Raw genomic sequence first — 20,357 nt, 5'->3', positions numbered from 1 at the left:
CGACGCGGGACTGCCCGAACGAAGAGCTATCCGGGCGGGACCGGCAGGACTCGCCGGGGCCGGCTCAGGAAGCGGCCGCAGTGTCGCTCTGCTCGGCCGATAGCTGGTACTCCTCGCCCGCATAGTAGGCCTTGACCTTGGGATCCATGACCGCGCGCCACAGCGGCGGGATCAGCGCCAGCACCACCATCCCGGCGTAGCCGCTGGGCATCTGCGGGCTGTCGTCGTAGTGGCGCAGGACCTGGTAGGGACGCTTGGCATAGGCGTGGTGGTCGGAATGCCGCTGCAGGTGGAACAGGACCAGGTTGGTGAAGACGAAATTGCTGTTCCAGGAATGCGTATGGTTGGTCCGCTCGTAGCGCCCGTCCTCTCCCTTGCGCCGATGCAGGCCGTAGTGCTCGACATAGTTGATGATTTCCAGCAGGGTCACCGCGACGAACGCCTGGCCGAGGAAGAACAGCACGCCCAGCCAACCGAACGCCCAGCCGAAGCCGACCAGCAGCGCCAGGCTGAGCAGGTACCAGCCGATCAGTTCGTTCTGCCAGCCGAGCACCGGCAGGCCCTTGCGCTTCAGGCGCTCGGCCTCCAGGCGCCAGGCGTTGAGGAAGTTGTACTTGTAGGCATGCGGCAGGAACTGGTAGACCGATTGGCCGAAGCGCGCCGAGGAGGCATCCTCGGGAGTGGAAACGTGCACATGGTGGCCGCGCACATGCTCGACCTTGAACCCCGCGTAGCAGACCGCGGCCAGCAGGATGCCACCGGCGGCCTGCTCCAGCGCCGAGTCCTTGTGGATCAGCTCGTGGGCGACGACGATGCCGACCGCGCCCATCACCGTACCCATCGACAGGATCCAGCCCAGGCGGCCGAGCCAGTCCCAGCCCTGGTAGTCGACGAACACCCCGGCGGCCCAGACCAGCGTACCGATGAGCACCGGCACCGTGGCCAGGGTCAGCAGCACGTAGTACCCCTGGCCGAGCAATTGCGGCGTCTGGGTTTCCTCGTCGGGATTGGCCGGATCGCGGCCGAACAGCATGTCCAGCACCGGACCGACGCCGAATACCGCGAACACCAGAGCAAATGCCCAGAACGCCGGATGCTCGCTGCCCCGGGCCATCCAGTAGTTGAACGGCATCGACAGCGCCAGTAGCAGCCAGAGCCAATAGGCATATTTCTTGATAGCGAGCATGGTGGTGGGGGAAAGCCTTTCGAACATGGTTTGCTCCATAAATTGTCCGACAATCCTACAATCAATACCCTCCCCGAGCCCGCCTCCCGGGTCACCATCACTTAAGGTTGGCCGCCCTTCTTACCCACCGGGAGACTGACCTGGATCAAAAGTCCCGCTCGCACACCTCCTTATGCCCATCGACTTTCTCGATATTCCACTTTCATGCGCCGCCCCCATGAGCCTGCCGACGCTCCAGCACTGGCCGGCAGCAGGGCTTTCCGCAGGCTGCCGGCATTCATCGCACCAGCCGATAGGAATCACCGGTTATTTCCCATTGATCTCATCGAAGCCGCCGCTAATATCCAATCCAATTTCCAAACAAGGAGCCTCACATGTCTGACGCATTCCTCGCCTCCATCAAGAACCGCCGCACCATCTACGCCCTGGGCAAGCAACTGCCCGTCGCCCAGGAGAAAGTCGTCGAGCTGGTCAAGGAAGCCGTGGCGCACAGCCCCTCCGCGTTCAACTCGCAGAGTTCGCGAGTGGTCGTGCTGTTCGGTGCCGAGCACGAGCAGTTCTGGAACATTGCCAAGGACGAACTGAGGAAGATCGTTCCGGCCGACGCCTTCGCCGCCACCGAAACCAAGCTCGACTCCTTCGCCGCCGGCGCCGGCACCGTGCTGTTCTTCGAAGACCAGTCGGTGGTTCGTCAGCTCCAGGAGCAGTTCGCCCTGTACGCCGACAACTTCCCGGTGTGGTCGGAACAGGCCAGCGGCATGGCCCAGTTCGCGGTCTGGACCGCGCTCGCCGAGCACAAGGTCGGCGCCAGCCTGCAGCACTACAACCCGCTGGTCGACGCCCAGACCCACAAGACCTGGAACCTGCCGGAAAGCTGGAAACTGCGCGCGCAGATGCCCTTCGGCTCGATCGCCGCCGCGGCGGGCGAAAAAGCCTTCATCGCCGAAAGCGAGCGTTTCAAGGTCTTCGGCAACTGATCGGCTGACCTCACCATGCAAAAGCCCCGCGCCCGCCGCGGGGCTTTTTCATTCCCGGCGCATCGCCGGCCGCGTCAGGCGCACCCCCCAGCCCTGCTGCATGCCCGCCGCGGCGAGCAGGATGGCGACCACGCCGAGCCACTGCGCCAGGCCCAGGCGATGTTCGAAGACCACCCAGTCCACCAGGATCGCGGCGACCGGATAGATGAAGGACAGCGCACCGGTCAGCGCCGTCGGCAGCTTCTGGATGGCGCCGTAGAGCAGCACGTACATCAGTCCGGTATGCACGATGCCCAGCGTCGCCAGGCTGGCCCAGGGCGCTGCGCCGCGGGGCGGATCGGCCAGATCGGCCAGCGGCGCGAGGATCAGCGCGCCGGCGCCCACCTGGATCAGCGCGATCAGGTGCGGCGGCGTGTCTCGCAGGCGTTTCACGATCAGCGCGGCGAAGGCATACAGCAGCGCGGCGGCCAGCGCCAGGAGAATACCGAGCAGGTAGTCGCCGCGCGCGCCACCGCTGTCATCGTGGGCACTGGCGATCGCCAGCATGCCGGTGAAAGACAACCCCAGCCAGCCCAGCGTGCGCGCCGTGATCCTCTCGCCGAGGAACGCCGCGCCCAGGGCGACCAGCATGAACGGCTGGACGTTGTAGACCGCGGTACCGATGGCGATCGAGGCCCGCGAATAGGAAGCGAACAGCAGAACCCAGTTGCCGACGATGAACACTCCGCTGAGCAGCGCCAGCAGGAATGCCTTGCGCCCCAGGCTCCCGCGGCGCAGGAGGCCGAGCGCGGCGCAGGCCGCCAGCAAGGCGGCGAAGCCGAACACGCAGCGCCAGAACACCACGTCGAGCACCGGCTCACCGGATAGCAGTACCAGCCAGCCGATGGTGCCGCAGATCAGCATGGCCGAAGTCATTTCCAGCGTACCGCGACGGATCGGATCGTTCATGAGCACTCTCCCGCAAGACAGGCCTATGATTATCCGAGGCCACTCGCCGCCTCTCCAGCGCATGGAAAAGGCAAAAGTGAGTCGCGTGCTTTTTTATCGAGGTTATCCTGGCGAAAAACCTTTCGAGACGAAAATGATCGACGATATCGACCAACGCCTGATCAACGCCCTCATGGGCGATTCCCGGCTGTCCCTCAAGGCTCTCGCCCAGATCGGTGGGCTGTCCGCCCCGAGCGTCGCCGAACGCCTGCGCAAGCTGGAGGAACGAGGCGTGATCCGCGGCTATACCCTGGACGTCGACCCCCGCTGCTTCGGCTACCAGTTCCAGGCGATCGTGCGCATCCGTCCCCTGCCCGGCAAGCTGCACGAAGTCGAACGGCAGATCCAGGAGATCGCCGAATTCACCGAATGCGACAAGGTCACGGGCGACGACTGTTTCATCGCCCGCCTCCAGGTCCGTTCGATGGAGCAGCTCGACACGCTGTTGGACCGGGTCAACGGCTACGCGGAAACCAATACCGCCATCGTCAAGAAGTCTCCGGTGAAGCGCCGGCTACCCCCGATGACTTGAGCTAGGCACTCCGCATGCCCATACCCGGCTCAGGTTGCGCCTCGGAACTGCAACTCGTCCCGTTCCAGCCGGAACACTTTCCCACGCTGCGGCGCTGGTTCGCCACGGAAAAGGAATTGGTGCAATGGGCCGGGCCTGCCTTGCAGCATCCGCTGACCTTCGGGCAGTTGCAGGGCGACCTCGCGGAAAGCCGCCGACAACCGCCGCTGCGCCTGCTCTGGAGCGCCTGCCGGGATGGCGAGGTCATCGGCCATTGCCAATTGCTGTTCGACCGCCGCAACGGCGTCGCCCGCCTGGCTCGCATAGCCCTGGCGCCAACCGCGCGCGGCCAGGGCCTGGGGCTGCGGATGCTGGATGCACTCCTCGCCGAGGCCTTCGCCGATACCGACATCGAACGCGTGGAATTGAACGTGTACGACTGGAACTCCGCCGCCCGTCATCTCTATCGACGCGCGGGATTCCGCGAGGAAGGCTTGCGCCGTTCCGCCACCCGGGTCGGCCGGGAACGCTGGAACGTCGTTCTCATGGGGCTCTTGCGGCAGGAGTGGGAAGCGGGAAGCGCCGGCAACGACTGAGGCGCAGCAGCACGCTGCGCCTATCCCGGCACTACAGGCTGGAACGCAGCCGCCACAGCTCGGGGAACAGAATGGTATCGAGCATGCTGCGCAGATAGCCCACCCCGTCGGTGCCGCCGGTACCGGGCTTGAAACCGATGATGCGCTCCACCGTGGTCACGTGGCGGAAGCGCCACTGGCGGAACGAATCCTCGAGATCGATCAGCTTTTCCGCCAGCTGGTACAGGTCCCAGTAGCGCTCCGGCGCCTGGTAGACCTGCCGCCACGCCTCCTCCACCGACGCCTCGTAGCGGGTGCCGGCGGCCGCCTCCCGGGCGAGCCGCTCCTGGCTCACCGGCAGCCCCTGGGCGGCCATCAGGCGGAGCGCCTCGTCGTACAGCGACGGCGTGTGCAGGGCCTGCTCCAGGGCTGCCAGCAGCTCCGGTCGATGGGCATGAGGTTTGAGCAGGGTGGCGTTCTTGTTGCCGAGGATGAATTCGATCTCGCGGTACTGGTAGGACTGGAAGCCGGACGACTGGCCCAGGTAGGGACGGATGGTGTTGTACTCCGTCGGTGTCATGGTAGCCAGCACCGCCCAGGCATGCACCAGTTGGTCGAAGATCCGCGAGACCCTGGCCAGCATCTTCAGCGCCGGCCCCAGCTTGCCGCTCCTGACGTGCTCGCGGGCGGCTCGCAGCTCATGCAGCATCAGCTTCATCCAGAGTTCCGAGGTCTGGTGCTGGATGATGAACAGCATCTCGTTGTGGTCGGGCGACAGCGGGAACTGGGCATCGAGGACCTTGTCCAGCCTCAGGTAGTCGCCGTAGCTCATGGCATGGGTGAAGTCCAGCGCGGCGTTATGCCACTCAGCCTCTCCGTCCGTTTCTCCCTGGGCCTGGGAGTGAGGGCAAGGACACATGTGAATCTCCTGAATTCGGCGGCAGGCGTTCGCGGCACCGGGAGCCGGGACCGATCCTGCCAGCGGCATTGTCGGGGTGGCTTCGAATCGCTCGAAGCGGGCTCATTTTACGATGCGCCCAATCGAATATTCGTGCAAACCGGCCGGATCGGGCGGTTCTTCATGAAAGCAAATTCGACGGATCGGGGGAAAATTCGAATTTAAGACCAGCCCCGACGCGCCGGGTAAACGCCCGGAACCGGATCGCTTGCCGGCATCGTTCGACACCACACCCGGTCCGCCCTCGTCTCCGACGACAAGCCACGGGAGCCGCCCCGACTTCAAGCGGCGTTGCCGAATACCCTGTCCAGATGCGCTTCATAGGCGGCCACCGTCGCCGGCACATCCGGACGCTTCATCACGTCCACCGCCAGGAAGGTCGGCAAGCCGGACATCCCGAGGAACTGGTTGGCCTTGTGAAAGGGGAAGTACACCGCATCGACGCCCTTTCCTTCGAAGAAATCATCCGGTTCGTCGAATGCCTGCTGCGGGGCGTTCCAGGTCAGCGAGAGCATGTAGCGCTTGCCCCTGACCAGCCCACCACTGCCGTATTTCTGGGAATGGTCGGAACGCGTACGACCATCGTTGGCATAGAGACTACCGTGTCCTGCCGTGAACACCTCGTCGATATAGCGTTTCACTGTCCACGGCGCGCCCATCCACCAGCCGGGCATCTGGTAGATCACCACGTCCGCGCGGAGGAACTTGCCCAGTTCTTCCTGGATGTCGTAGCCGCCATCGATGAAGGTCTCGCAGACATCGAAACCGCGACGATCCAGGTGGGCCAGGGCAACCTCGTGCAGGGTCTGGTTGAGGCGGCCGTCGGAATGGGCGAAGCGTTTGCCGCCATTGAGCAGAAGAATGTTTTTCATGAAGTTCGCCTTGAAGGGATAACACGGGCGCCGGGCGCCCGCACTTGAAGGACCGGCAGGTTAGTCAGGCGCGGGAAGAGGAAAAAGTGGCGGAGCGGTAAAATAGATTTGATCGGAAATCACGAATGACCGAGGGATCCGATCCGGGCGAGGCCCGAGACAGCGGTTCTACAGGGCGTACCGTGCATTCTTCTTCATCTTGTCAGTGAAGTTGCCATAGTCGAAGGTTTCCACCGTGTTCTGACCGCTCACCAGCGCGATGGCAGGAGCGCCATTGAGCGGGACCCGACCGGCGTACTGGCCGCTCCTGGCCACCTGGAGCGGCTTTGGAACCGCATCGTCGGGGAAGCGTTCAGCCGATCTTTTCAGGGCCGTCCTGATCTGTGGATGGAGATATTTCGAGGAGCGTGAGATAGCCACTCTCAGCGAAGGCGAGTCAGCATCCTCGTTGCTTCCCACCGAGTCGGTCTGGACCACGACCCCATTGAGGCGAAGGAAATTCCTGAGTGTCTCCCGATGATCGATGCTGCTGTCATCATAATGCCGGTGATAGGCGATCCCCCCATAGACGACCGATGAGCCTGCGGAATCCGCGCGCATCTTTTCCAACACCGCTTGGTAAGACTTTTCGAACGATCCTCTGCTGGAGTCCTGCAAATGGCCCAGCACTATCCAGTTATCGTCCCACAGCAGCACACCGATGCACGGGTTCAGGCCGGTGGTGAACAGTGTCTCCCTCCGCCGGGCTGCCTTGCGCCGGGATACCATCCCGATCTCGTTCTGCCTCGATGTCGAACCGGCAGCAATGCATGGCCTGGTATTCCGCAACTTGCGAGAAAGCCTCGCACCTGGCGAGTGCCGGGGCGGCCAGGCGATGCTGGCCCCCCCTTTTTTGGGGCTTGGGAAGTACAGTACGATTCTCCCTGTGTTCGCACTCCGTCATTGTTTCGTATGGATAAGGATATCTTATGAAAACGCTCGCCCAGCGTCTGACCCCCTTCGCGTTCCTGGCCCCCGCAGGCTTCCTGGCGGCCTGTGCGCCTCTCGGCGGAACCGGACTCGGCAGCCCCCAGCAGAACCCCACCAACCAGCTCCTGGACATGCTCGACGAGGCTACCCGCGAGGGCATGTCCGTGGTGCTGGTGCCGGCGCTCATGCCCAACAAGAGCGTCACCGACCTTTCCAGCTACTCGCACCGGGTCATCTTCAAGAACAAGGACGTGCCCGGGATCGCCTACATGCAGGCCTTCGCCAACAACGACCTGGAGAAGATCAAGGACGCCGTCTACCTGTGGGACTTCCTCGAGGTCAACATCGTCCCGCCGGGGACCTACCTGCTGTCTGGCGGGATCGACTACAGGATCGACAGCACCCTGGCCCAGGTCGAGGCTCCCAAGGGGCAACCGAAAGCCAGCCCGCAGGGCCTGGTGAACCTGTCCGCCGTGCTGTATCGCACCTTCGTCAAGGAGAATTACTGGCGCGATGCGGCCTATGCCGACAATACCTACACGCAGAACGTCTGCAACGCCGTGCACGTCGCCTCCGGCCAGTGCGTAGGCTGGAGCGCGCAGCAATACAGCCAGCGGGAAAAAGTCTCGGACGGCGGCTGGACCGAAGGCACGAAGATCAAGGATGTCCCGTCCATCAAACTGCAGGCGCAGATACCCGACGCCCACGCCCCGCTGTCCTTCACCATACAGCCCGGGCAGATCCTGCTCAGCGATCGCTTCCACCTGAAGACCCCGGCGGTGAGCTACGACAGGAAAAGTTGCAGGGCGGTAGACACGCAGAATATCCAGTGTGCCCTGAAGGACATCCAGGTCTACATGAGACCGGCACCGATGGAACTGACGAAGAAATTCATCGCTCGCGAGCAGCCGACGCTGACCGAGACAGGCCGCCAGGTGCTCGCCCGCATCCAACCGATGAAGACCCGGATCCTTGGCGAGGAAGGCATGCAGGACCTGACCTGGGGTCTTCCGGTCTCCCTGAAGCGGACAGGCAGGTAAGCGAGCCGCCCCGAACTACCGCGCCGAACAGCGCCGCCCCGATCGGCCAGGCGCGGACGTCCCACGGCACGCCACCGGCGGAAACGAAAAGCCCGGCACAAGGCCGGGCTTGGGGCGGCAGTTCCATCAGCGAGCGGCGGGCTCACCACGAAAACGCTGCAACTCTTCGCGGGTCACCCGGCGGTCGCCATCCGCATCGGCCAGCATCAGCAGGGTGACGGCCGAATCCGAATATTCCTGCCCGGTGACCTTGCCATCGCGGTTGCCATCCCAAAGCTCGACAGTGCTCTTCGACACCGCGGCCAGTGTCACCGGCGGAATGACCATCCCCGGCCCGGCCTCGGCAACCATGTTCGCCGCGATTTCATCCGCGTCGACGATGCCATTGCCGTCACGATCAAGGCGGCGAAAAGCTTCCGGAGCGGCAGCGCGCGCCTCCTCGAGCGAAAGCGCGCCGTCCTTGTCGGTATCCTGCGAGTGGAAAATATCGTCGATCCCTGCGGCGATTGCCTGGCTCGCCATGCTCCCGAGCAGCAGGCCGGCGCATAGCATTCGTGTAAGCGAGCGCATATGGAAACTCTCCCTGTAGTGGGATGCGGTCGAGGCATCCTAACTGCCGCGGCCTGCTGCCGCTACGCGGGAACAGGAAAATTCGGCGTGTTGCGCGCAAGGAAACTGCGCGCAAAGGTAAAAAGCACCGAACGGATCGAACCCTTGCAAGCGGATCGAGCGGCCCGGGCGCATGCCGGCGATCATCCAGCCGGCTTGCCGTCACGCAGATAACGGGGGCGCTGCGAAGCCTTGGGGCTTCGCCCGGGCAAGGAAAGAAAAAAGCCCCGTAACTCATTGAGCTACGGGGCTTTTCTATTGGAGGCTGAGGTCGGAATCGAACCGGCGTTCACGGATTTGCAATCCGGTGCATAACCACTCTGCTACTCAGCCTTTGAACGAAGCGCCACGCGATCGGCGTGGCGCTGAAATTCTCTTTCCTGGATAAATTTGACCTTATAACTCTTTGATTTCAAAAGAGTTTTAAGTCACTTACCGCTGGAATGGACGCAATTATGGACGGATTCGCCGACCTTGGCAAGCGCTGCGCGAAAAAAACTTTGCATATCAGTCCATTGCGTTCCATGTAGCCCGTCCGGACAGGCACTCAATCACGGAAGATGAATTTCACCACCGCGTCGGCGTGCGCCTCGATCGCTTCGTTCGTCAGTACATCGCGCTCGTGGGAGAACTGCAGTTCGGCGGTGACCAGGTAGGGCATCTGGGCGATCGCCACCACCATGTACAGGAGCATGACCGGGTCCATCCCGGTTAGCCCGGCAGGCAGGCTGGCGCCCTCGATCAGCTTCAGGGTCCGGGCATGATTGGGGCGGATGTAGTTCTCGGACACCCATTGCAGCCGGTCCGACGCCACGATGGACTCCTGCACCATCAGGCGCGCGTGTTCCGGGTGCCGGGCGCAGTAGTGGACGTAGTCCTTGATGTAGCGCTTGAGCGCCGCCACCGGATCCGCCTCGCTCGCCAGGTCCGGAGCCGGAATCTCCTCGGCCAGGCGCTCGAACAGATAGGCCGCGCTGTCCCGCCAGAGCTCCTCCTTGCTGCCGAAGTGATAGCGGATCATCGCGTGGTTGACCCCTACCCGCTCGGCGATGTCGCGCAGGCTCACCGCGGCGAACCCTCGCGTCGAGAAGAGATCCAGCGCCGTCTGCAGAATGTCCGTCCGGGTCTGCTCGCTGCGTTCCTGCTTGGCTACTCGTCGATTCATAGGTCCGCTTCTACCTGCCCCATCTGATTGGATGGTCCGGAGTCTGGCGTAGGTCCCCTCCCATTGACAATACCATTTCAGCCAGGTATCTATCCGGTCGGATAATTTAATGACTCCCTCCGATCTCATCCTCTTCCGCCGGCCTCGGCATCGGACGGGCAATAACAACAACAGGCTCGGAAAGGCAGGAACCAGATGTCCGACGCTCTTCCCTCCGCGCACTCCGTTCGCCACAGCAGAGAGCGCCACCTCCCTCGCCCAGCATCGTGGCGCGACGCGCCCTCTCCGTCTCGTCTCCCCGCCCGGCGCCTAGCGGCGTCGAACCGTCACGCCACACAACCAGAAAAAAGGAGCTTGCCATGACGCCATCCCCCGCCCCCTTCAATCCCGGTTTCATCTGGGGGGTAGCCGCCTCGGCCGCCCAGACCGAGAGCCGCAACGGCCGCGGCCGCAGCAACTGGGACCTGTTCTGCGACGAGCGCGGCGGCGTGCTGGACGGCTCGACCAATGCGCTCTGCACGGGTTTCGAAGAGCGCTACCCGCAAGACCTAGCCCTACTTGCCGACGCCGGCGTCCAGGCTTTCCGCTTTTCCATCGCCTGGCCCCGGGTGCAGCCGAACGGTCCTGGACCGGCCAGCGCCGCGGGGCTGGAGGTCTACGAACGGATGGTCGATGCGATGCTCGAACGCGGCCTGACCCCCTGGCCGACCCTGTTCCACTGGGACGTGCCGACCTGGGCCGGCGACTTCCGTGATCGCGACATCTGCCAGCGCTTCGCCGACTACGCCGAGGTCGTCGCCGACAGGCTGGGCGATCGCATCGACCAGTGGATCGTCCTCAACGAACCGAACAGCGTCGCGCTACGCGGCTATGCCGCGCAGGTCCATGCCCCGGCACTCGACTCCGCGAGTGCCGCCTTCGCCGCCATCCATCACCAGAACCTGGCCCAGGGCCTGGCGTTCCAGGCCCTGCGGGCAAGCCTGCCGGGACGGCCGCGCATCGGTACCACGGTGAACCTGCAGCCGGTGCGCGCCGAGCATGGGCAGCGCTACGACACCCAGGTCCACCTGGTGGACGCACTGTGGAACCGCGCCTTCGTCGATCCCCTCTACGGCAAGGGCTATCCGGCGCCCGTCGACCGGCTGGTGGCACCGCTGGTGCGCGAAGGCGACATGCAGCTGATCGCGGTGAAACCGGACTTCCTCGGCCTCAACTACTACAGCCGCATCTACGTTCGCCCGGACAGCGGCGGCTCCCTCGGCGTCGCCCAGGGCGAAGCGCCAGCGCAGTTGCCGCGCACCGACTATTTCCATGTCGAGCCCGATGGCCTTACCGAAATGCTCCTCAGGCTGCACCGCGACTACGACGCCCCCGAGCTGTACATCACCGAGACCGGTTTCGCCGTGCCGGACCCCGCGCCTCGCGACGGCGTGGTGGAGGATCACCAGCGGATCGGATACCTGGCCAGCTACCTGAAAGCGGCCCAGGCCGCCCAGGCGGAAGGAGCTCGGTTGAAAGGCCTGTTCTACTGGTCGGCGACCGACAACTGGGAGTGGGCCCAGGGCTTCGCCAAGCGCTTCGGGCTCATCCATGTCGATCGCAACGACCTGTCGCGGACCCCGAAACGCAGCCTGCATTACTTCGCCGAGTGCATTCGCGCCAACGCCGCCCTCGACGCACCGAAGCACTGAAATACCGCCGCCGGGCAGCACCGTCTCGCGGTGCGGCCCGACGCGCCTGTGACGGCGCTCCGTCACCGAGCGACGAAGCGACGACGCTACACGCCGGATCGACAACAACAGGGCCACAGGCCCGATAACAATGATCAGACCAAGGGGTGTTTCGCCATGGGTACCTTCTCTCTCAAGCCGCCAGTGCGTACCGCCCTGGCTTTCGCCGGACTGCTGCCGCTGTGCCTGGCGGAACAGGCCCAGGCAGTGGAGTTCAGCTTTCTCGACAACGAAGTCTCCGGATCGCTGGACACCACCATCTCCTACGGCGCGCTGTGGCGCGTCCAGGGCCGCGACAAGAACAACGACGACATCAACGGCAACGACGGCAACCGCAACTTCGATCCCGGCCTGGTCTCCGAGGTCTACAAGATCACCTCCGACCTCGGCGCCTCCTGGCGCAACCATGGCCTGTTCCTGCGTGGCTCGACCTTCTACGACACGCAGATCATGGACAAGCGCAACGACTACTACGACAACGACTCGCCGCGCCTGCCCAGCCAGTCGTATCCCCGCGACGACCATTTCACCGATGCGACGCGGGATGTCGCCGGGCACCGCGCGGAAATTCTAGACGCCTACGTCTATGGCAACTGGGATGTCGCCGGTAGACCACTCACAGCCCGCCTCGGCCGCCAGGTCTTCAACTGGGGCGAAGGCCTGTTCTATCGCGGCGGCGTCAACACCACCAACCCGGTCGACGCCTCGGCCTTCCACCTGCCGGGTTCCGAGGTGAAGGAGGTGCTGATCCCGATCGAGGCGATCAGCTTCAATGCGGGCCTGACCGACAACCTGTCGATGGATGCCTTCTACCAGTGGAACTGGAAGGAAACCCGGATCGACCCGGTAGGCACCTTCTACTCGGGCACCGACCTGTTCGCCGATGGCGGCAACACGGCCTACGCAAGGGTCGCTTCGCTGGCCAACCCCCAGTTCCAGGACCTGTATCGCCAACTGGCGGGCAACCATGTCGCCGGCCTGCAGGGCAATCCCTACCTGGACGGCAACGGCGTGCTCAAGGTCGCCAGCGTCGGCCCGGATATCAACGCGCGCAACGACGGGCAGTTCGGCGTGGCCTTCCGCTACTTCGCGGAATCGCTCAACTCCACCGAGTTCGGCTTCTATTTCGTCAACTATCACGCCAAGGAACCCTCGGTGACCGCCCACCTGGACGACGCCTATGCCGGAGTGAACCTCGACCGGCTGGCCTCGCTCGGGGGCTTCGGTAGCTACGCCGAGCTCGCCGCCGCAGCTCGCGGTGGCAATGCGGCCGCATCCCAGGCATTGCGACTGATCAACGGCGCGACGGTCGCCGATGTGACCAACCAATTGGTTGCCCAGCGCGAGTATCCCGAGGATATCCGCATGTTCGGCGTGAGCTTCAACACCACGCTGGGCAATGCCACGGTATTCGGAGAACTGGCCTACAGGCCGAACCTGCCGATCGGCATCGCCGCAACCGACGATCTGCTCGGCGATCTGATGAGCCAGGCTCCCCGGCTGAATGCCGGCCAGATCGTGAATGTCGGCGGCCAGCCGATCAGCCTGGGAAGCTCCACGGTCCACAACTATGAACGCGTGGAGTCCTTCAACACCTCCATCGGCGCCCTCTACAACTTCGGCCCGGCGCTGTCCTTCGACAGCCTGGCGGGGGTGGCCGAACTGGCTGGCGATCACCTGCGCGGCAGCAGTCTCAAGTACACCGCCTTCGATGGCAGCGTGCGCCACTACGCCAGCGGGGCCAACAAGGGCGCCGGCTTCGGCCGCGACGGCCAGGTCGACCGCAACGCCTACGGCTACACCCTGCAACTGTCGGGTACCTGGAACGACGTGGTGGCCGGCATCAACCTCTCGCCATACCTGGTCTACAAGGAGGACTTCAAGGGCAACTCCTCCTCGGCCGGCAACTTCATCGAAGGCCGCAAGGCCCACACCCTCGGCCTCAGGGCCAGCTACCGCGCCTCTCTCGAGGCGGAACTGCAATACACCGAGTTCTACGGCGCCGGGCAGCGCAACAACATGCGCGACCGCGACAACCTCGGCCTCAATCTCAAGTACTCCTTCTGACCCGGTCCCGCCGTGCCCTGACGGCCCGGCGGACCTCTCCATGGAGAGCAACCATGCGCAACCTGTACCCCCTGCTCGGCGCCGTGCTGGCGCTTGCCACCAGCGCCGCCCTGGCCGCGGTCCCCGCCGGGGAAGCGGTGCGGCTGAAGAACGACCTGACGCCCCTGGGCGCGGAGAGAGCCGGCAATGCCGCCGGCACCATCCCGGCCTGGGAGGGCGGCCTGACCCAGCCACCGGCGGGCTATGTTCCCGGACGCCACCGCCCCGACCCGTTCGCCGCGGACAAGCCGCTGTTCACCATCACCCAGGCCAACCTGGCGCAGTACCAGGCCAACCTGACGCCTGGCGAGATCGCCCTGTTCAAGGCCTACCCGGACAGCTTCCAGATGCCGGTCTATCCCACCCGGCGCACCGGCGCAGCGCCGCAGTGGGTCTACGACAACGTCTTTCGCAACGCCACCAGCGCCAGGCTGGCGGAGGGCGGCAACGGCTTCACCGAGGCGTTCGGCGGGGTGCCCTTTCCGATCCCGGCCAACGGGCTGGAAGCGCTGTGGAACCATATCGCCCGCTACCGCGGCAGCTACTTCGTGCGTAACTCCTCGGAAGCCGCCGTGCAGCGGGACGGTAGCTTCACACCGGTCACCACCCAGTACAACATGCTATTCAAGTACTACCAGCAGGGCGGCAGCTTCGCCGGCCTGAACAACACCCTGTTCTACTACCAGACGCTGACCAAGGCGCCAGCGCGCATGGCCGGCGCGGCGAACCTGGTGCGCGAAACCCTCGACCAGGCGAAGGAACCCCGCCAGGCCTGGACCTACAACCCGGGACAGCGCCGCGTCCGCCGCGCCCCGCTGTTCGCCTACGACACCCCCGGCAGCAGCACCGACGGGCTGCGCACCATGGACGATACGGACATGTTCAACGGCGCGCCGGACCGCTTCGACTGGTCGCTGGTAGGCAAGCGGGAAATCTACATCCCCTACAACAACTACCGGCTCGGCAGTCCCCAGGTGAAATACAAGGATCTGATCGAGCCCGGACATCTCGATCCGCAATACACCCGCTACGAGCTGCACCGGGTCTGGGTGGTGGAAGGCAGGCTCAAGCCCGGCGCTCGCCATATCTACAGCAAGCGCACCCTGTACCTCGACGAGGACAGCTGGAGCGTGGCGGTGGTGGACCAGTACGACAGCCGGGGCGACCTGTGGCGGGTGTCGATGGCCTACCTGGCGGGACTCTACGAGCTGCCGGCCACCGGGGCGATACTGGATGTCTTCCATGACCTGCAGTCGCGCCGCTACATGGTGCAATGGCTGGATAACGAGCAGCCCGGCACCACCGACTACAGCCAGCCGGCCCCGAACGAAGACTACTTCAGCCCGGCGAGCCTGCGGGCGCGTGGCGTTCGCTGAGCACGGTACGTTTCCCGCGACATATCCCGGCCGCTGTCATCCGGCCGGGAAACTCCCACCCTCAGCCAAGCCGTGCCCTAATCGCCTCCACGACACGCTGGCGCAGGAAGAACCACAGGTCGAACACCGGTTTCTCCGGATCGAAACGCCCTTCCAGCACCCGCACCAGGTACTCGGAGGAACTGCGCACGTCCTGGTCGTCGTCCTCGGCGCAGGTCTTGAGCGCCGGCAGCACCGCTCGCGCCGGCGCGCCGCAATAGGTCAGCGCGTTGATCGCCTGCAGGCGCAGCGGCTTGTCCCGCCCAGGGTCGAGGTAGCCGGCAAGCAACGCGATCGCCGGTCCTTCCTCATGCAGGTGAACCAGGGCCTCGGCGGCGACGATGCGCGTCTGCGAGGTGTCTTCGTGGAGCGTCTTCAACAGTCTTTCGCGCGCCGGCGCTGCCCGCTCGCGCAACATCAGCAGCCCGCTCGCGGCCCAGAAGCGGATGACTTCGTTCTCGTCGTCGAGACTGGCGATCAGCACGTCCAGCGAGGCCGGATCGCGACGCGCGGCGATCACGGCCAGGCGCATGATCCGTTGCAGTGGGTAGGCGCCCGGCTTCCGGCTCTCGAGATAGCCCTCCAGCGGCGAACCCTCGGGGATGAAACCATTGTCGTTGATCTGCAGCATGTGCCGGTCGAGGACACCCCGCAGTTCCTCGAGCTTTTCGCGATGCGCGGGCGAATCCGCCAGGTTGGCCACCTCGTCCGGATCCTGCCGGAGGTCGTAGAGTTCCTCGTGGGGCCGTTCACCGAAGAATGCCGCCTGCTGCGGCGAGAGCCGGCCCTCCTGGAACAGGCGCAACCAGTCCCGGTAGCCCCCGGCCATCCAGCCGAATGCCTGGTACTGGCCACAGATGCGGTGCGGCAGGTAGTTACGGATGTAGCGATAGCGGGTATCGCTGACCGTTCGTACGAAGTCGTAGCGCTCGTCCATGCGGTTGCGCATGCCGAAGGCATGGCGCTGCGTCCTCGGCTCGGCGACGGCGAACAGCGCCGAGCCCTGCATCTGCGCTGGAGCGGGCAACCCGGCCAGGGCCAGCACGCTGGGAGCCAGGTCGATGAAGGTCACCGGCGTGTCGACCTGGCTACCCGCCGGCATGTCCACCAGGTGCGCCCATTTCTTCGGGACCCGCACGATCAACGCGCAGCGCAGCCCCTCTTCGTAGCAATAGCGCTTGCTGCGCGGAAGCACGCCGCCGTTGTCCGAGTAATAGAAAACGATGGTGTCCTCGGCCAGGCCATCCTCCTCCAGCTCGGCCAGGCGTTCGGCGATCTGACCGTCCAGGCGCTCCATGAGGTTGTAGTAGGAAGCGAAGTCCTGGCGGATGGCTGGAGTGTCCGGCAGGTAGGCCGGTACCCGGATGTCCTGCGGCCGCACCGCGCCGCCCCTGTCGAAGAAGATTCGCGACTCGTGCGTCGTCTCGTGGTTGAACACCGCCATGAACGGCGTGTCCCGTGGGCGCGAGCGCCAGTGCGCGCTGCCGCTGCATTCGTCCCAGATGGCGGACGGATCGACATCGCAGTTGTAGTCCGTCTTGGCGTTGTTGCTGCAGTAGTAGCCGGCCTCGCGAAGATACTGCGGATAGGTCTTCAAGACATCCGGCAGCCTGGCCCGGGCGCGCATGTGGTTGGCGGGGGCGCAGGACTCGGCGTACACCCCGGTAAGGATGCCGAAGCGCGAGGGCGCGCAGACCGGCGCGTTGGAATATACGTTGCGGTAGAGGATGCCCTCGTGGGCGAGCCTGTCCAGGGTAGGCGTCCTGGCCAGTGGATCGCCGTAGGCGCCGATGAAAGGACAGTTGTCCTCGCTGACCAGCCACAGGATGTTGGGCCGGGATTGCCTGCGACTCGTCGAGGCCAGGGAAACACCGGTCAGGGAAGACGCCAGGAACATGGAGCCCCACTGGAGAAGTCGACGGCGGTCGATCTGCGGCATGTTTTTCGGCTCGGTCCAGGGGCCGCCAAGGCGGCCGCATGAAGGAACGAACTCCGTCGAGCCACCTCCGGACGGCGATGACCTGGGGGACTCACGGAGCCCGCATTCAGGGCAAAATATCCAAACGGATAATTTATGGCAAGCCGAACTCCCAGAGTCCACCCTCCTGGCGCCGGGCAGGCATTGACAAGCACCGGGACGACAGCAACTATCCGAACGGATAATTTCGACCAACACATGCCGACCACCCCGCCCCGGACGCGAAACACCGCACCAGCCAGGTACAGGTCCCTGCGCACGCCAAATAACAACAACACACAGAGGAACCCGATATGCACCGACCAGGACAACAGGAAAAACCAGCCAGGCGCCATTCGGCGGATGGCCGGAAGATGGGGAAAACGCCACTCGCCATGGCGGTTCTGCTCGCCGGCGCGATCATGTCGGCGTCCGTCCAGGCGGGGGCCCGGCAGCCGAACGTACTGGTCATAGTCGCCGACGACCTGGCCTTTTCCGACCTTGGCGCGTTCGGCGGCGAGATCGACACGCCGAACCTGGACGCCCTCGCCAGGGAGGGCGTCCGCTTCACCGGCTTCCACACCGCTCCCACCTGCTCGCCCTCGCGCGCCATGTTGCTGACCGGCACCGACAGCCACCGCGCCGGCTTCGGCACCATGGCCGAACGGGTGGCGCCCAACCAGAAAGGCAGACCAGGCTACGAAGGCTATCTGCGGCCGGACGTGGTCACCCTGGCGGAGCGCTTCGCCGCCGCCGGCTACCGCACCATGATGGCCGGCAAGTGGCACATGGGCCTCGCCCCGCAACAGGATCCGCACGCCCGCGGCTTCCAGCACAGCTTCGCGCTGCTGCAGGGCTCCCACAACCACTACGGCCTGGACTTCGCCGCGGACCTGAACAAGGCGCCGGAGCAGAACACCGGCGGTGCGGTCTATACCGAGGATGGCGTACGGCTCGCGCAACTGCCGCGGGGTTTCTATTCCTCCGACTTCTTCACCAGCAAGCTGCTGGAATTTCTCGGCCGGCGTGACGAAGGGGCCAAGCCATTCTTCGCCTACCTGGCTTTCTCCGCTCCCCATTGGCCATTGCAGGCGCCGAGGGAAGTCATCGAGAAATACAAGGGACGCTACGACCAGGGCTACGACCGGCTCCGCGAGAGCCGTCTCGCCCGGCAGGCGGGACTCGGCCTGCTGGCTCCGAGCACGCAGGTCCGGCCAATGGTCATGACCCGGCGCTGGGACGAGCTGGATCCGGAACGGCAACGACTCGCCGCCCGCGACATGGAAGTCTATGCCGCGATGGTGGACCGCCTGGACCAGAACGTCGGCCGTGTCGTCAGCGCACTCAAGCGCAGCGGCGAGCTGGACGACACACTCATCCTGTTCCTTTCCGACAACGGTCCCGAAGGCCGCGATACCGCCACCACCAAGGAAATGCCGGCCAGTGCCGACAACCGCCTGGAGAATCGCGGCAACGCCACGTCCTACTTCGGCTACGGCCCCGGCTGGGCCCAGGCTGGCAGCGCGCCGTCCTGGCTGATCAAGTACTATGCCACCGAGGGCGGTACCCGCAATGCCGCGTTTCTTCGGTACCCCGGCCTGGGCAGGTCCGGCGCCGTCTCGACGGCCTTCCTCTCGATAATGGACGTCACCCCGACTCTCCTTGAATTCGCTGGCATTCCGCTGACCGACGGTAGTTTCCAGGGCCGCGCGATCGAGCCGCTACGCGGGCGGAGCTGGGTGCCCTACCTGAAGGGTCGGCGCGAGTACGTCTACGGACCGGACGACGCGATCGGCACCGAAGTCTTCGGCTCGCGCTCCCTCCGCCAGGGCGACTGGAAGATCACCGATACCGGCAATGGCGCCTGGCGCCTGTTCGATGTGGCCCGGGACCCGGGTGAAACCCATGATCTCTCCGCCGAGATGCCGGACCGGCTGAAGCAGCTGGAAGCCGCCTGGGGAAGCTATGCCAGGGACGTGGGTGTCGTCGCGCCGCCCATGGCGGTCCTTCCGCAACCCTGACGCAGCCTCGCTCCGGACCTTTCGCCGGCGGGGGCGAGAGGACCGGAGCCGGTGGCGGGAGCCGCCCTATGCCGGCGGCTCCCGTCGCACGCAACGGAATCCCACATGGCCGGTGGTGGTATCGATGGATTGGGGAATCCGCGCCGCCGGTCGATAGCGCTGGCAATAGTTCTCCGCACACAGGTGCGAGCCCCCTTTCAGCACCTTGCGGCCGATGCGCAGGGCCGGCAGCGCCGGGTCGTAGCTGTCTTCTTCGCGGCCACCGCGTGGATTGCGGCTGGCGCAACAGCTCGAAGCCTGTCGATCGGTTGCGGCCGGCTGTCGGAACCAGTCGGCGGTCCATTCCCAGACATTGCCGATCATGTCGAACAAGCCATGGCCATTGGCGGGAAACGCGCCCACCGGAGACGTCCGCTCCCAGCCATCGAGCAGCAGGTTTTCCAGCGGAAAGCGCCCCTGCCAGTAGTTGGCGAGTATCTGGCCACCCGGTTCGAGCGTATCGCCCCAGGCGAACTCCTCGCCGTCCCGCCCTCCCCGCGCCGCATATTCCCACTCGGCCTCGCTCGGCAGCGCCTTGCCGACCCAGGCGGCGTAGGCGGCGGCGTCCTCGTAGGCGACGTGCACCACCGGGTGCTCCTCGAGGCCGGCGATGCTACTGCCGGGACCCAGCGGCTCGCGCCACCAGGCGCCGAAGCGGAACGACCACCAGCGAGAGGGATCGGCGAGATCGACCGCTGCGCTGACCGGCGTGAAGACCAGCGAGCCCGCCCTGGCCATTTCCGCCGGCATGCCGGGATAGTCCGCCGGCTCCGGAGCCTTCTCGGCGAAGGTCCGGTAGCCGGTGGCTTCGACGAAGGCGGCGAACTGGCGATTGGTGACCGGCGTAACGTCGATCCAGAACGGGTCGACCCTGACCTGGCGTACGGGGCGTTCCTCGGGATAGAAGCGTTCCGAGCCCATGCGGAACACCCCACCCGGCAGATACCGCATGTCCGGGGTCCGGACGGTCTCGCCTGACATTTCCTGCTCCTTCGACACGGCAGCCTCGGTCGCTGCCCGGGTTTCGAGATTCCTGACAGTGGGCGGCCCGACACCGCCCCAGAAAAAATCCGGATGGATAGATATTCGAGCCATCAGAGCTTGTCAATCCGCGTCTCGTGCACTGGATCGCCGTCGCCCAACCTGTCGCTCCGGGCAATTGACAAGGTAGGAGCCGACAGGTAATTATCCATATGGATAATTTATCATCATGGCGTCCCCCCGCCGGTGAAGTCCCGTA

Annotated in this window: 17 protein-coding genes and 1 tRNA gene; 8 read left to right on the top strand and 10 right to left on the bottom strand. The window is 64.9% G+C overall.

What is annotated here, in order from left to right; genetic code table 11:
* Nucleotides 1-64: 64 nt before the first annotated feature.
* Nucleotides 65-1,213 (bottom strand): alkane 1-monooxygenase, encoded by a 1,149-nt coding sequence (locus PSPA7_RS12645; RefSeq protein ID WP_012075495.1) that lies wholly within the window; start codon nt 1,211-1,213, stop codon nt 65-67.
* A gap of 347 nt (nt 1,214-1,560) precedes the next feature.
* Here PSPA7_RS12645 and PSPA7_RS12640 point away from each other — a divergent pair, with 347 nt between their 5' ends.
* Nucleotides 1,561-2,163, top strand: coding sequence for a nitroreductase family protein (locus PSPA7_RS12640; protein WP_003149489.1), 603 nt, complete (start codon nt 1,561-1,563; stop codon nt 2,161-2,163).
* Nucleotides 2,164-2,211: 48 nt separating this feature from the next.
* Here the strand turns inward: PSPA7_RS12640 and PSPA7_RS12635 are convergent, their stop codons facing one another.
* Nucleotides 2,212-3,111: a DMT family transporter gene (locus PSPA7_RS12635; RefSeq protein WP_012075494.1), complete on the bottom strand. Its 900-nt coding sequence runs from the start codon at nt 3,109-3,111 to the stop codon at nt 2,212-2,214.
* A gap of 133 nt (nt 3,112-3,244) precedes the next feature.
* Here PSPA7_RS12635 and PSPA7_RS12630 point away from each other — a divergent pair, with 133 nt between their 5' ends.
* Both PSPA7_RS12630 and PSPA7_RS12625 read left to right on the top strand, forming a co-directional pair.
* Nucleotides 3,245-3,682, top strand: a complete 438-nt coding sequence (locus PSPA7_RS12630) for an Lrp/AsnC family transcriptional regulator (protein ID WP_003149485.1) — start codon at nt 3,245-3,247, stop codon at nt 3,680-3,682.
* Nucleotides 3,683-3,696: 14 nt separating this feature from the next.
* Nucleotides 3,697-4,257: a GNAT family N-acetyltransferase gene (locus PSPA7_RS12625; protein ID WP_003149483.1), complete on the top strand. Its 561-nt coding sequence runs from the start codon at nt 3,697-3,699 to the stop codon at nt 4,255-4,257.
* Between the two features lie 31 nt (nt 4,258-4,288).
* Here the strand turns inward: PSPA7_RS12625 and kynA are convergent, their stop codons facing one another.
* The 3 genes from kynA to PSPA7_RS12610 all read right to left on the bottom strand — a co-directional run bounded on the left by kynA (nt 4,289) and on the right by PSPA7_RS12610 (nt 6,834).
* Complete coding sequence (gene kynA / locus PSPA7_RS12620; RefSeq protein ID WP_012075492.1) at nt 4,289-5,155, bottom strand: tryptophan 2,3-dioxygenase; 867 nt, start codon at nt 5,153-5,155, stop codon at nt 4,289-4,291.
* A gap of 320 nt (nt 5,156-5,475) precedes the next feature.
* A complete protein-coding gene (mdaB, locus tag PSPA7_RS12615) occupies nt 5,476-6,066 on the bottom strand; it encodes an NADPH:quinone oxidoreductase MdaB (protein WP_003149479.1) in 591 nt (196 codons plus the stop codon).
* Between the two features lie 168 nt (nt 6,067-6,234).
* Complete coding sequence (locus PSPA7_RS12610; protein ID WP_041025337.1) at nt 6,235-6,834, bottom strand: hypothetical protein; 600 nt, start codon at nt 6,832-6,834, stop codon at nt 6,235-6,237.
* A 200-nt stretch (nt 6,835-7,034) separates the two neighbouring features.
* Here PSPA7_RS12610 and PSPA7_RS12605 point away from each other — a divergent pair, with 200 nt between their 5' ends.
* The gene (locus tag PSPA7_RS12605; protein ID WP_012075490.1) at nt 7,035-8,075 is read left to right on the top strand and encodes a hypothetical protein; all 1,041 of its coding nucleotides are present in this window, start codon (nt 7,035-7,037) and stop codon (nt 8,073-8,075) included.
* Between the two features lie 126 nt (nt 8,076-8,201).
* Here the strand turns inward: PSPA7_RS12605 and PSPA7_RS12600 are convergent, their stop codons facing one another.
* The 3 genes from PSPA7_RS12600 to PSPA7_RS12590 all read right to left on the bottom strand — a co-directional run bounded on the left by PSPA7_RS12600 (nt 8,202) and on the right by PSPA7_RS12590 (nt 9,849).
* Nucleotides 8,202-8,645, bottom strand: coding sequence for an EF-hand domain-containing protein (locus tag PSPA7_RS12600; RefSeq protein WP_012075489.1), 444 nt, complete (start codon nt 8,643-8,645; stop codon nt 8,202-8,204).
* Between the two features lie 298 nt (nt 8,646-8,943).
* A tRNA-Cys gene (locus PSPA7_RS12595) sits at nt 8,944-9,017 on the bottom strand.
* Between the two features lie 214 nt (nt 9,018-9,231).
* Entirely contained in the window at nt 9,232-9,849 is a 618-nt protein-coding gene (locus PSPA7_RS12590; RefSeq protein WP_012075487.1) for a TetR/AcrR family transcriptional regulator, read from the bottom strand.
* A 359-nt stretch (nt 9,850-10,208) separates the two neighbouring features.
* Between PSPA7_RS12590 and PSPA7_RS12585 the strand changes: the two genes are divergently transcribed.
* From PSPA7_RS12585 to PSPA7_RS12575, 3 genes are all read left to right on the top strand, one after another.
* Complete coding sequence (locus PSPA7_RS12585; RefSeq protein ID WP_012075486.1) at nt 10,209-11,540, top strand: glycoside hydrolase family 1 protein; 1,332 nt, start codon at nt 10,209-10,211, stop codon at nt 11,538-11,540.
* A gap of 156 nt (nt 11,541-11,696) precedes the next feature.
* Nucleotides 11,697-13,646: a DUF1302 domain-containing protein gene (locus tag PSPA7_RS12580; protein WP_012075485.1), complete on the top strand. Its 1,950-nt coding sequence runs from the start codon at nt 11,697-11,699 to the stop codon at nt 13,644-13,646.
* 53 nt (nt 13,647-13,699) lie between these two features.
* Nucleotides 13,700-15,061 (top strand): DUF1329 domain-containing protein, encoded by a 1,362-nt coding sequence (locus tag PSPA7_RS12575; protein ID WP_012075484.1) that lies wholly within the window; start codon nt 13,700-13,702, stop codon nt 15,059-15,061.
* 61 nt (nt 15,062-15,122) lie between these two features.
* On the opposite strand, the gene PSPA7_RS12570 is transcribed toward PSPA7_RS12575, so the two are convergent.
* On the bottom strand, nt 15,123-17,039 hold the full coding sequence (locus tag PSPA7_RS12570; RefSeq protein ID WP_003149454.1) for a sulfatase-like hydrolase/transferase: 1,917 nt from the start codon (nt 17,037-17,039) through the stop codon (nt 15,123-15,125).
* Between the two features lie 413 nt (nt 17,040-17,452).
* Here PSPA7_RS12570 and PSPA7_RS12565 point away from each other — a divergent pair, with 413 nt between their 5' ends.
* Entirely contained in the window at nt 17,453-19,078 is a 1,626-nt protein-coding gene (locus PSPA7_RS12565; RefSeq protein ID WP_012075481.1) for an arylsulfatase, read from the top strand.
* Between the two features lie 66 nt (nt 19,079-19,144).
* Here PSPA7_RS12565 and PSPA7_RS12560 read toward each other — a convergent pair whose 3' ends face one another.
* Entirely contained in the window at nt 19,145-20,098 is a 954-nt protein-coding gene (locus PSPA7_RS12560) for a formylglycine-generating enzyme family protein (protein WP_012075480.1), read from the bottom strand.
* Nucleotides 20,099-20,357: the final 259 nt, after the last annotated feature.

Origin of the sequence: Pseudomonas paraeruginosa PA7, from assembly GCF_000017205.1 — a bacterium.
In the GTDB taxonomy this organism is placed as follows: Bacteria; Pseudomonadota; Gammaproteobacteria; order Pseudomonadales; family Pseudomonadaceae; genus Pseudomonas; species Pseudomonas paraeruginosa.
The sequence above is the reverse complement of the archived record's forward strand: the minus strand, read 5'-3'. Positions and strand labels throughout refer to the sequence as shown.

Excerpts from the sequence above, each read along its gene's own strand:
- PSPA7_RS12575 (WP_012075484.1), top strand. The coding sequence starts at position 13,700 with ATGCGCAACCTGTACCCCCTGCTCGGCGCCGTGCTGGCGCTTGCCACC.
- PSPA7_RS12625 (WP_003149483.1), top strand. The coding sequence starts at position 3,697 with ATGCCCATACCCGGCTCAGGTTGCGCCTCGGAACTGCAACTCGTCCCG.
- PSPA7_RS12580 (WP_012075485.1), top strand. The coding sequence starts at position 11,697 with ATGGGTACCTTCTCTCTCAAGCCGCCAGTGCGTACCGCCCTGGCTTTC.
- PSPA7_RS12600 (WP_012075489.1), bottom strand. The coding sequence starts at position 8,645 with ATGCGCTCGCTTACACGAATGCTATGCGCCGGCCTGCTGCTCGGGAGC.
- PSPA7_RS12640 (WP_003149489.1), top strand. The coding sequence starts at position 1,561 with ATGTCTGACGCATTCCTCGCCTCCATCAAGAACCGCCGCACCATCTAC.
- PSPA7_RS12610 (WP_041025337.1), bottom strand. The coding sequence starts at position 6,834 with ATGGTATCCCGGCGCAAGGCAGCCCGGCGGAGGGAGACACTGTTCACC.
- PSPA7_RS12635 (WP_012075494.1), bottom strand. The coding sequence starts at position 3,111 with ATGAACGATCCGATCCGTCGCGGTACGCTGGAAATGACTTCGGCCATG.
- PSPA7_RS12560 (WP_012075480.1), bottom strand. The coding sequence starts at position 20,098 with ATGTCAGGCGAGACCGTCCGGACCCCGGACATGCGGTATCTGCCGGGT.
- kynA (WP_012075492.1), bottom strand. The coding sequence starts at position 5,155 with ATGTGTCCTTGCCCTCACTCCCAGGCCCAGGGAGAAACGGACGGAGAG.
- PSPA7_RS12590 (WP_012075487.1), bottom strand. The coding sequence starts at position 9,849 with ATGAATCGACGAGTAGCCAAGCAGGAACGCAGCGAGCAGACCCGGACG.
- PSPA7_RS12645 (WP_012075495.1), bottom strand. The coding sequence starts at position 1,213 with ATGTTCGAAAGGCTTTCCCCCACCACCATGCTCGCTATCAAGAAATAT.
- PSPA7_RS12605 (WP_012075490.1), top strand. The coding sequence starts at position 7,035 with ATGAAAACGCTCGCCCAGCGTCTGACCCCCTTCGCGTTCCTGGCCCCC.
- PSPA7_RS12630 (WP_003149485.1), top strand. The coding sequence starts at position 3,245 with ATGATCGACGATATCGACCAACGCCTGATCAACGCCCTCATGGGCGAT.
- PSPA7_RS12570 (WP_003149454.1), bottom strand. The coding sequence starts at position 17,039 with ATGCCGCAGATCGACCGCCGTCGACTTCTCCAGTGGGGCTCCATGTTC.
- PSPA7_RS12565 (WP_012075481.1), top strand. The coding sequence starts at position 17,453 with ATGGCGGTTCTGCTCGCCGGCGCGATCATGTCGGCGTCCGTCCAGGCG.
- PSPA7_RS12585 (WP_012075486.1), top strand. The coding sequence starts at position 10,209 with ATGACGCCATCCCCCGCCCCCTTCAATCCCGGTTTCATCTGGGGGGTA.
- mdaB (WP_003149479.1), bottom strand. The coding sequence starts at position 6,066 with ATGAAAAACATTCTTCTGCTCAATGGCGGCAAACGCTTCGCCCATTCC.